Annotated in this window: 1 protein-coding gene; it reads left to right on the forward strand. The window is 30.7% G+C overall.

Features of this window, described 5'->3' with window-relative positions:
• The coding region (locus tag G9F48_RS19540) for a deoxynucleoside kinase (RefSeq protein ID WP_165409999.1) at positions 1–241 on the forward strand (241 nt) is incomplete at both ends.

Raw genomic sequence — 241 nt, forward strand, 5'->3', positions numbered from 1 at the left:
CTTTGAACTATAAAAATGGAAATGTAACAAAAACTGAATTGGAAATTTATCAAGATTTATTAGCAAATATGTTAGAAGAACTTGATGGAATGCCCAAAAAACGTCCGGATTTATTGGTTTATATTGATGTGTCATTTGAAACAATGCTCTCAAGAATTGCACAACGTGGACGTTCATTTGAACAAATTGAAAATCAAGAAGGACTAAAAGATTATTATGCTCAAGTGCATGATGAATATCC

Source organism: Bacillus sp. EKM420B (genome assembly GCF_011065565.1).
Lineage (GTDB): Bacteria > Bacillota > Bacilli > Bacillales > Bacillaceae > Bacillus > Bacillus velezensis.